Source organism: Clostridium nigeriense (assembly GCF_900086595.1).
GTDB classification, from domain to species: Bacteria; Bacillota; Clostridia; order Clostridiales; family Clostridiaceae; genus Clostridium; species Clostridium nigeriense.
In genome coordinates this window covers 184168-194567 of sequence record NZ_LT575472.1, presented here as the reverse complement: position 1 = coordinate 194567, position 10400 = coordinate 184168, and the positions used below count along the sequence as shown (strand labels likewise).

The 10400-nt window shown below is 29.3% G+C and carries 12 protein-coding genes (1 of these 12 running past the window's edge); 5 read left to right on the top strand and 7 right to left on the bottom strand.

The window, feature by feature from the left end:
- The 7 genes from gyrA to dnaA all read right to left on the bottom strand — a co-directional run.
- Positions 1-1247, bottom strand: partial view of a DNA gyrase subunit A gene (gyrA, locus tag BN6774_RS01260; RefSeq protein ID WP_066889325.1) — the 5' end (the start) only. The gene continues 1294 nt to the left of window position 1, outside the view; the window shows 1247 of its 2541 coding nt (coding positions 1-1247); the start codon lies at positions 1245-1247; its stop codon lies beyond the left edge, outside the window.
- 21 nt (positions 1248-1268) lie between these two features.
- Positions 1269-3182, bottom strand: coding sequence for a DNA topoisomerase (ATP-hydrolyzing) subunit B (gyrB, locus tag BN6774_RS01255; RefSeq protein ID WP_207644560.1), 1914 nt, complete (start codon positions 3180-3182; stop codon positions 1269-1271).
- Between the two features lie 56 nt (positions 3183-3238).
- Positions 3239-3499: an extracellular matrix regulator RemB gene (remB, locus tag BN6774_RS01250; RefSeq protein WP_066889323.1), complete on the bottom strand. Its 261-nt coding sequence runs from the start codon at positions 3497-3499 to the stop codon at positions 3239-3241.
- A gap of 13 nt (positions 3500-3512) precedes the next feature.
- Entirely contained in the window at positions 3513-4598 is a 1086-nt protein-coding gene (gene recF / locus BN6774_RS01245; protein WP_066889321.1) for a DNA replication/repair protein RecF, read from the bottom strand.
- Between the two features lie 64 nt (positions 4599-4662).
- Positions 4663-4869 (bottom strand): S4 domain-containing protein YaaA, encoded by a 207-nt coding sequence (gene yaaA / locus BN6774_RS01240; protein ID WP_066896360.1) that lies wholly within the window; start codon positions 4867-4869, stop codon positions 4663-4665.
- Positions 4870-4915: 46 nt separating this feature from the next.
- The gene (gene dnaN / locus BN6774_RS01235; RefSeq protein WP_066889319.1) at positions 4916-6016 is read right to left on the bottom strand and encodes a DNA polymerase III subunit beta; all 1101 of its coding nucleotides are present in this window, start codon (positions 6014-6016) and stop codon (positions 4916-4918) included.
- A 272-nt stretch (positions 6017-6288) separates the two neighbouring features.
- Complete coding sequence (dnaA, locus tag BN6774_RS01230) at positions 6289-7644, bottom strand: chromosomal replication initiator protein DnaA (protein ID WP_066889317.1); 1356 nt, start codon at positions 7642-7644, stop codon at positions 6289-6291.
- A gap of 533 nt (positions 7645-8177) precedes the next feature.
- On the opposite strand from dnaA, the gene rpmH reads away from it, so the two are divergent.
- From rpmH to jag, 5 genes are read left to right on the top strand one after another with little or no spacing between them, the layout of a single operon-like run.
- Positions 8178-8312: a 50S ribosomal protein L34 gene (gene rpmH, locus BN6774_RS19070; RefSeq protein ID WP_035151755.1), complete on the top strand. Its 135-nt coding sequence runs from the start codon at positions 8178-8180 to the stop codon at positions 8310-8312.
- A 60-nt stretch (positions 8313-8372) separates the two neighbouring features.
- Positions 8373-8726: a ribonuclease P protein component gene (gene rnpA / locus BN6774_RS01220; protein WP_066889315.1), complete on the top strand. Its 354-nt coding sequence runs from the start codon at positions 8373-8375 to the stop codon at positions 8724-8726.
- On the top strand, positions 8723-8932 hold the full coding sequence (yidD, locus tag BN6774_RS01215; RefSeq protein WP_066889313.1) for a membrane protein insertion efficiency factor YidD: 210 nt from the start codon (positions 8723-8725) through the stop codon (positions 8930-8932). Before rnpA ends, yidD begins: the two co-directional genes overlap by 4 nt.
- 18 nt (positions 8933-8950) lie before the next feature.
- A complete protein-coding gene (yidC, locus tag BN6774_RS01210) occupies positions 8951-9718 on the top strand; it encodes a membrane protein insertase YidC (RefSeq protein ID WP_066896357.1) in 768 nt (255 codons plus the stop codon).
- Positions 9719-9750: 32 nt separating this feature from the next.
- Complete coding sequence (gene jag, locus BN6774_RS01205) at positions 9751-10374, top strand: RNA-binding cell elongation regulator Jag/EloR (RefSeq protein ID WP_066889311.1); 624 nt, start codon at positions 9751-9753, stop codon at positions 10372-10374.
- Positions 10375-10400: the final 26 nt, after the last annotated feature.

Here is a 10400-nt window from a genome sequence, read left to right as displayed (position 1 = left end):
TCACTTAGACCGAATCTTTCCATTAATGTATTTCTTGCTATCTCAGTAGTCTTAGAAGATCTTATAATACTTATTACTTCATCAATATTATCAAGAGCTATTCTTAAACCTTCAAGTATATGTGCTCTAGCTTCAGCCTTATTTAATTCAAAAACTGTTCTTCTAGTTACTACTTCTTTTTGGAATTCTATATAATAACCCAATACTTGTTTTAGATTTAAAACTTGTGGCTCATTATTTACTAATGCAAGCATTATAACTCCAAAGGTGTCTTGCATTTTTGTATGTTTATATAGTAAATTTAAAACTACATTTGGATTTGCATCCTTCTTTAGTTCTATAACTATTCTCATACCATCTCTATCAGACTCATCTCTTAAGTCAGATATGCCAACTATTTTTTTATCTTTAACAAGATCTGCTATATTTTCAATAAGCTTAGCTTTATTTACTTGATACGGTATTTCAGTAACTATTATTTTATGCCTATTATTTTCTTCTTCTATTTCAGCTTTTGCTCTAACTATTACTCTACCTTTTCCTGTTTCATATGCTGCTCTTATTCCAGCCTTCCCCATTATAGTAGCACCAGTAGGAAAATCTGGACCTTTTATTGTTGTCATTAACTCTAATACAGTTGTTTCAGGATTATCTATAAGCATTATAGTTCCATCTATTACTTCTCCTAAATTATGAGGAGGAATATTAGTTGCCATACCAACTGCTATACCTGATGATCCATTCACTAAAAGGTTAGGATATCTTGATGGTAGAACTACTGGTTCTTTTTCCTCTCCATCAAAGTTCGGAATAAAATCAACAGTATCTTTTGTTATATCTCTTAGCATTTCAGCTGCTATTTTATTCATTTTTGCTTCCGTATATCTCATAGCTGCTGCGCTATCTCCATCTACAGAACCAAAGTTACCATGACCATCTACAAGCATATATCTCATAGAAAAGTCTTGTGCCATTCTTACAAGAGCATCATAAACAGAAGTATCACCATGTGGATGGTATTTACCTAATACTTCCCCTACAATTCTTGCGCACTTTCTATACCCCTTTTCTGGAGCTAATCCAAGTTCATTCATAGAATATAATATTCTTCTATGTACAGGCTTAAGACCATCTCTAACATCTGGAAGTGCACGACCAACTATAACACTCATAGCATAGTCAATATAGCACCTTTTCATTTCTTTATTTATATCAATTTCTACAACTTTTCCCTCATTTAAGCTCATGTACCTCACCTCACTTTAGTACTAAATGTCTAAGTTACTTACCTTCTTAGCATTTTTTTGTATGAATTCTCTTCTAGGTTCAACCTTATCCCCCATTAATATGGTAAATATTTCATCGGCTGCTATTGCATCCTCTATAGTTGCCTTTAGTAGTATTCTCTTATCTGGATCCATTGTAGTATCCCATAATTGAGATGCATTCATTTCTCCTAGACCTTTATATCTTTGAATATTAGTTGAATTATCTTTTCCACCAATTTCTTGAAGTAATTTTTCAAGTTCTTGGTCTGAATATGCATAATACTCCTTTTTATTCTTCTTAACTTGGTAAAGAGGAGGTTGAGCTATATAAACGTGACCACCATCTAATAGACCTCTCATGTATCTAAAGAAGAATGTTAATAATAGAGTTCTAATATGAGCACCATCTACGTCAGCATCTGTCATTATTATTATTCTATTATATCTCAACTTACTTTCATCAAAATCAACACCTATTCCAGCTCCAAAAGCTGTAACCATTGATTTTATTGAATCAGCAGTTAATATTCTATCTAATCTTTGTTTCTCTACGTTTAGTATCTTACCTCTTAAAGGTAATATCGCCTGGAATCTTCTATTTCTTCCTTGCTTAGCTGATCCACCCGCAGAGTCTCCCTCAACTATATAAATTTCACATTCTAACGGATCCTTAGATGAACAATCTGCTAATTTTCCAGGTAATGATGATCTTTCTAGAACTGATTTTCTAGTAAGTTCTCTTGCCTTTCTTGCTGCATCCCTAGCCCTTGCTGCCATAAGAGCTTTTTCTATTATTATCTTTCCTACGTTAGGATTTTCTTCAAGGAAAATATATACACCTTCCCCTACAATTGAATCAACTACACTTCTAACCTCTGAATTTCCAAGCTTAGTTTTAGTTTGACCTTCAAATTGTGGTTCTGGTATTTTAACAGATACAACTGCAGTTAATCCTTCTCTTATATCATCTCCAGAAAGATTTTTATCATTTTCCTTTATATGGTTAAACTTCTTACCATAATCATTTATAACTCTAGTTAATGCTGTCTTGAAACCTGATAAGTGAGTACCACCCTCAATAGTATCTATGTTATTAGCAAATGAATATAAATTTTCATTGTATCCATCATTGTATTGCAATGATATCTCAGCAATTATACCATCCTTCTCACCTTCAACATAAATTGGCTCTGGATGTAAAACCTCTTTATTTCTGTTTAAATATGCTACAAATTCTTTAATACCACCTTCATAGTGATATACATCTCTTTTATTTTCTTCTCTTTTATCTTCTAGAACAATTTTTATTCCCTTATTTAGGAATGCTAATTCTCTTAATCTATTTGATAATATTTCAAAATCATATTCTGTTTCTTCAAAAATATCTACATCTGGCTTAAATGAAACCTTAGTTCCATGTTCTTCTGTAGTTCCTATTTTAGATAAGTCAGATATAGCAACTCCTCTTGAATACTTTTGTTCCCATATATCGCCTTCTCTTGATACAGTTACTGTACACCATTCTGATAAAGCATTTACTACAGAAGCACCAACCCCATGTAATCCTCCTGATACTTTATATCCGCCACCGCCGAATTTTCCTCCAGCGTGAAGTACTGTCATTATTACTTCTACAGTAGACTTACCCATTTTAGGGTGAATACCTGTCGGCATTCCTCTACCATTATCAATTACAGTTATAGAATTATCCTCATTTATTGAAACTGATATTTCATCACAAAATCCAGCTAAAGCCTCATCTATACTATTATCAACTATTTCATAAACAAGGTGATGCAACCCTCTTGAACTAGTGCTCCCTATATACATTCCAGGTCTTTTTCTAACGGCTTCTAATCCTTCAAGAACCTGAATCTGACTTTCATCATAATTTTGATTGTTATTTTCCAACATAATCTCCTCCTTTAATGAAATTTATATTATAATCACATGAAGATTTAAAATTGGAATTATGGATTATAATCAATATTTGTTCTCTTTGTTAAAGTTGAAGATGATATTGGAGATAAATAAATTTTACTCATCTTATTTACTTCAGCTATAACAAAGGACTTTGGTTTCTCCTTAGAAATCCTTTCTACAAACCCATCTTCCTCTGCCATTCTTAAAAAGGCACTTGTATCTGAACTATACATCGTAGTTTGTAAATCAAAAATTCCAATTACATCCTTAATCGGAACAACTACATTTTCTCCTAAATGTAAAAACATTAGAATTCCTCCCTTAATTTAGGATTTCACCATCCTTAACCTTGAAGACCCTAGAACTACTATCCAAGTAATTAGTAAGATCTTCTATTCCCGTACAAGTTATTATTGTTTGGATTTCTCCAATGGTACTTAATATATATCTTTTTCTACTAAAGTCCAGTTCTGATAGTACATCATCTAGTAATAATACAGGATACTCAGATGTTAGTTCCTTTATTATTTTTAAAGAAGAGAACTTCATAGTAAGGACAGCACTTCTTTGCTGTCCTTGTGACCCAAAACTCTTAGTGTCTATATCATTAATTAGAACAGTAAAATCATCTCTATGTGGTCCTACACTAGTTGATCCCTTTTCAATATCTTTATCTCTATTCCTCTTTAATAGATCATAAAAGTTATTTTCTATATTTTTTAAGTCTTTTACTGTACTTATATATTTAAATTCTATATCTTCCTTTCCAGAAGATATATCCTTATGTATATTCTTTCCAAAAAAGTTTAACTTATTAATATAATTTAATCTATCTTTTATTATATTCTTACCAAACCCTGCTAATTGAATATCATATATGTCTAAAACATCCTTATCGATTCTTCTATTTTTTAGAACTATATTACGTTCATTTAAAACTTTATTATATTGAACTAAATTATAGTAATATTTAGAATCTAGTTGGCATAGTTCCATATCTATGAATTTTCGTCTTACTCCTGGAGAGTCTTTTATTATCCTTAAATCCTCTGGTGAAAACATAACAACATTAAAGTTTCCGAACAATTCCCCAATTTTGGATGCTTTAATTTTATTTATTCTTATTGCTTTTTTACCATCTTTAAGTATGTTAATATCAATAGTTTTATCTAATCTATCTTTACCAACTTGCACACTTACATAAGCATTTTCAGAATTCCAATTAATTAATTCTCTATCCTTGGAAGTTCTATGAGATCTGGCAAAGGCACAATAATATATAGCTTCAAGGATATTAGTTTTACCTTGAGCATTATCTCCCATAAATACATTTACATTTTTCCCCAGTGTTATATTTAAAGATTTATAATTTCTATAGTTTAATATTTGGATTTTCTTAATATACATTCTTTACACCTATTTTAATTATAACATATTAGAGGAATAAAAGTAATTGTTAGGTTAATAGCAATTAAACTACTTTATACTCTTCTCCGTTAAATTCTACTATATCACCAGGTCTTATTTTTTTTCCTCTTTGTGTGCAAATTTCATTATTTACTTTAACTAACTCATCTAGAATAAACATCTTAGCTTCAGATCCTAGTGATACTGCACCACACCATTTTAAAAAAGAATCTAATTTTATAAATTCAGTACTTATTTTAACTTCGTTCATTTCCAATTAAATGCATATAAATACAATTTTTATGCATATCTCCTTTCTATCTTAATAACCTTACTGGTAAAACAAGATATTTAGAATTGTCACTATTTTTACATTTTATTACACAAGGACTAACACCTGAAGTCATCTCTAAAACAACTTCATCATCTTCTATGTTTTTAAGAACATCCAATAAGTATCTTGAGTTAAATGCAATTTGAATAGACTCACCTTGCAAATTCACACTCACTTCTTCTCTAACTTTTCCCAATTGAGAATTAGAAGTTATTATTATAGTATCTTCTTGAACATCTAATTTTATTAAGTTACTATTACTATCTTTAGCCATTAAAGAAGCTCTTTCTATACAATTTTGTAGTTCTTGTTTTTTAACTTCTATAGAAATTTTATGTTCTTGAGGTAATAATGATGCGTAGTTAACGAACTTTCCATCTAATAATCTTGATATAACTTTAGTATTATTTAAATTAAATAATATGTGATTATTAGTGAAAGTTATCTTTACTATTTCTGATATATCCTCAAGAATTCTTGAAACTTCGTTTAAAGTTTTCCCTGGTATTACTACTTCTACAGTATTATCATTATCTAAAAATTCATTTCTTATAGCTAATCTGTATCCATCTAAAGCAACAAGATTTAAATTTTTATCTTTAACTTCGAATAATATTCCTTGTAATATTGGTCTTGTTTCATCCTGAGCAATTGCAAAAGATGTACCTCTTATCATACTTTTTAATATATTTTGTGGTACTTCAACTGCTAAATTCTCATTTATTTTTGTTAGTTCTGGATAATCTTCTCCATTCATATAAACTAAGTTAAATACTGACTTTTCACAAGTAATTTGCATAATTTCATTTTCTAATGTTTCTATAGTTATCTCAGAATTAGGAAGCTTTCTTATTATTTCTCCAAATATCCTTGAATCTATTACAAGCATTCCTTCTTCTATAACATTAGCTTCAACTTTAGTTTCTATTGAAACATCCATATCAGATCCTATTAATGTTAATCCATCTTTCTTAGCTGATATATATATTCCTTCTAGTATAGGCATTGTTGTTTTTCCAGTTATAGCCTTACTAGCTATTGAGATACCTTCTTGTAGTTTTTGTTTTTCACATATAAACTTCATATAAAAAACCTCCTTAAGTTATAAACATTTGTAATGATCAAAATAGTATAGATATATAGATTAATATATAGATAAAATTTAATAACAGTAGTAGTAGGGGCTGTTGATATGTTGATAAGTACCTCTAGCCCTTAAAAACACTAAAATATTTGTAAAAAAATATTGTGGATAAGTGAAGCAAAAATTACATATCTTATCCACAGTATTAACAAGCAATATTGTTATTATTAGTTATCCACAAACAATTCAATATACTTATGTACAGCTGTTAATTAATTTTGAGTGAGTTTCTTTGTTATATCATTTACTGTGTGTTGTAAACTTTCATCTGTATTTAATGTATCAGATATTTTTTCGTAAGCATGAATAACAGTAGTATGGTCTCTCCCCCCGAATTCTTCACCGATTTTAGGTAAAGACATATCAGTAAGTTTTCTACTTAAATACATTGCAATTTGTCTAGGATAAGCTACATTTCTAGTTCTCCTTTGAGATTTTAAATCTTCTACTCTAAGATTAAAGTACCCAGCAACAACATCTTGGATAACATCTATAGTTACATTTTTATTTTGTTTGTTTGATATTATATCCTTAAGAGCTTCGCTAGCTAACTCAACAGTAATTGGCCTATTAGTCAGAGAAGAATAAGCTACAATTCTAATTAAAGCTCCTTCAAGTTCTCTAATATTAGACTTAATTTTAGTTGCAATATAAACCATTACCTCATTAGCAACATTTAATTTTTCTACATCTGCTTTTTTCTTCAAAATAGCCATTCTAGTTTCAAAGTCTGGAGCTTGAATATCAGCAATTAACCCCCACTCAAAGCGTGAACGAAGTCTATCCTCTAGAGTAGGAATTTCCTTTGGTGGTCTATCAGATGATAGAATTATTTGCTTATTTGCATCATGTAATTCGTTAAATGTATGGAAAAACTCTTCTTGGGTTCTTTCTTTTCCTGCAATAAATTGAATATCATCTATAAGTAGTATATCTACATTCCTATATTTATTTCTAAATTCCTCATTTTTATCATCTTTAATAGCATTAATAAGTTCATTTGTAAACTTTTCTGAAGATACATATACTACTTTTGCATTAGAGTTATTTTGAAGAGCATAATGACCGATTGCATGCATTAAATGCGTTTTTCCAAGTCCAACTCCTCCATAAATAAAAAGAGGATTATAAGCCTTTGCAGGAGATTCTGCAACAGCTAAAGATGCAGCATGAGCAAATCTATTACTATTACCTATAACAAATGAATCAAAGGTATATTTAGGATTTAATGTACTAGACATCTCATCATTTACAGTAATAGAGGATTTATCATCAGCTTTTGTTTTCTTTTCTTCCTTTTCTTCAATTTCTTGAATATCAGATGCAACTATAAAATCTACGTTATAAACCTTAGAACAAGCAGCTTCTATAGAATTTACAACTAGGTCCTTATACCTTTTTTCTAATATATCTTGGGTAAAGGAGTTTGGGACACTGATTTTTATAGTATTGGAAGATATAGAAATAGGTTCGCAGCTTTTAATCCAAGTATTAAAGCTAACTTCACTCATTTCACCTTTTATAATATTTAATGTTTTCTCCCACAATGATTGAAGATCATTATTCATTGTATATCCTCCATAAAATTTTTTTTTAGTTTAAGATATATTAGTTAATAACAATATATCAACACATTTATTAACATGTTTTTTTTCATGTTAATAAGTATAATATAAATATGCACATGTTAATAATTATGTTGATAAAATAAAATTAAAAAAAATATCCACAATATAAGTATGTACATTTTTTCACATTATTAACATGGTATAAAAGCATTAATTTAGCTAAAAATAGAGTATAATAGATATGAAATAAAGAAAAAGCGAACAAGTTATTCACAATTTAATCCACAGGTGTGGATAACTTCGCTTAAAAATAAAATTATTCACATTCATTATTAATAATAACATAAGTTAAATAGAGTATTCAAGAAGTTATCCACAAATTATGTGATAATATTTATTATATTTATCAACAGAACTTGAAAATTATAGTGTATTGACATAAAAACCTGATATATATATAATAATAAGGTAAATTTAAAATTGGGATTATAGTTTTTACTATAGAAAATAGAGATTAAAGGGGGTGTAGTGAAATGTTCATGACATACCAACCAAAAAAGAGACAAAGAAAAAAAGAACATGGATTCAGAAAGAGAATGAAAACTTCATCAGGAAGAAATGTTCTAAAGAGAAGAAGACAAAAAGGTAGAAAAAGATTAACAGCATAAGGGCCGCAAATAGTGGCCTTTTTTCTGCAATAGCAGAAAAAAAGGAGTATAAGATTTCTAATGATGTACAGGTTAAGAAAAAACAATGAATTTAAATTAGTTTATAGAAGGGGGAAGTCTTTAGCTAATAATCTTTTAGTTATATATATATATAATAATAGAAGGAATAAGACGAAAGATGGGAATACTTATAATAAGGTAGGAATTTCAGTAAGTAAAAAAGTTGGAAATAGCGTTGTTAGAAGTAGGAGTAAACGATTGATAACTGAAAGCTATAGACTAAACGAAAAAAATCTTAAAACTGGTTACGACTTTGTTTTTGTAGCGAGAAGCGCTATAGAAGGAAAAAGCTTTTTTGAAGTAGAAGAAGCGATGAAAAAACTTTTTTCAAAGGCAGGCTTATATAAGCAATGAAAAAATTAATGTTGAAATCTATACATTTATATAGAAAATATATTTCACCAATGAGACCGCCGACTTGTATTTATGTTCCATCATGCTCAGAATATGCAATTGAAGCAATAACAAAGTATGGAGCGATAAAAGGTGGTTTTTTAGCTATAAAGAGAATTTTAAGATGTCATCCTTTTGCTAAGGGTGGATATGATCCGTTAAAATAAGGAGGTTGCGTGCAAAATATGATGAAATTCTTACAACCAATAACAAACTTTTTAACTGTTATTTTTGAATGGATGCACAATATTATACTAAATTTATTTAATTTAGAGCCAAGTGGTGTATCTTATATATTAACAATTGCCTTATTTACAATAATAATAAGATTGTTAATTCTTCCTTTAAATATAAAAGCTAATAAATCAAATGCAAGAATGCAAGAAATTCAACCTGAATTAAGTGCAATTCAAAAGAAATATGCTAATGATCCACAAAAGATGCAGGCTGAATATTCAAAGTGTATGAAAGATAATAATGTTAGTATGTTTGGAGGATGTCTTCCTACATTATTACCATTACCAATACTTTTTGCATTGTATTATGTATTTATGAATATAGATAGTTCAGCTGTAACTAACCCATCATTTTTATGGATACCAAATGTATTTGAAAAAGATCGTCTATTTATATTACCAGTATTAGCGTTCTTAAGCACATACTTACCAAGTTTACTTTTAACTAAATCTATGCCTAAGAATGAAAATGGTCCACAAATGAATATGGGATCTATGAACTTAATGATGGCAGGTATGATGGGAATAATGGCTATTAACTTTAGTTCTCTTTTAGTAATTTATTGGGTAATAGGTGGAGCTATTCAATTAGTTCAAACTTATTTCTTAAATTACTTACCAGCTAAGAAAAAGAAAGCCGCTAAGGAAGAAGAAGAACAGTTAAAGGTTATAGAAAAAGCAAAAAAAGCAACACCAAAGACTAAGAAGAAAAATTAAATTATTTAGTATTATTAGGTGGTGAATAGGGTATGAAAACATTAGAAATGACAGGTAAAACTGTAAGGGAAGCTTTAGAAAAAGCTTTAAAAGAATTAAAACTTACAGAAGATAGGGTTGAATACGAAGTTTTAGATGAAGGTTCTAAGGGATTTCTAAATCTTATAGGTACAAAACCTGCTAAAATATTAGTTAAGGTAAAAAGAGACTATAAGGAAGACGTAAGAGTATTTTTAAGAAATATACTTAATAATATGAACGTACAAGCAGAAATAAGAATTAAGGAAGAAAAGGACGTTGTTTATATTAATTTAAATGGTCCTAAAATGGGAATTATAATTGGATATAGGGGGGAAACCTTAGATTCATTACAATACCTAGCTTCTTTAGTTGTTAACAAGGATCATAGTGTCCCTTATAAAAAGGTAGTTTTAGATACTGAAAATTATAGGCAGAAGAGAGAAGAAACTTTAATTAGAGTAGCTGAAAAAACTGCATATAAAGTAAGAAAAACTAGAAGGCCTTATAAACTAGAACCGATGAATCCTTATGAAAGAAGAATAATACATTCTGCTTTACAAGATAATGAATATGTTTATACTTTCAGTGAGGGTGAAGAACCTCATAGAAGAATAGTAGTAGATATTAAGAGTTAAAGGTAGGGAGGCCGTAAGGCTTTCTT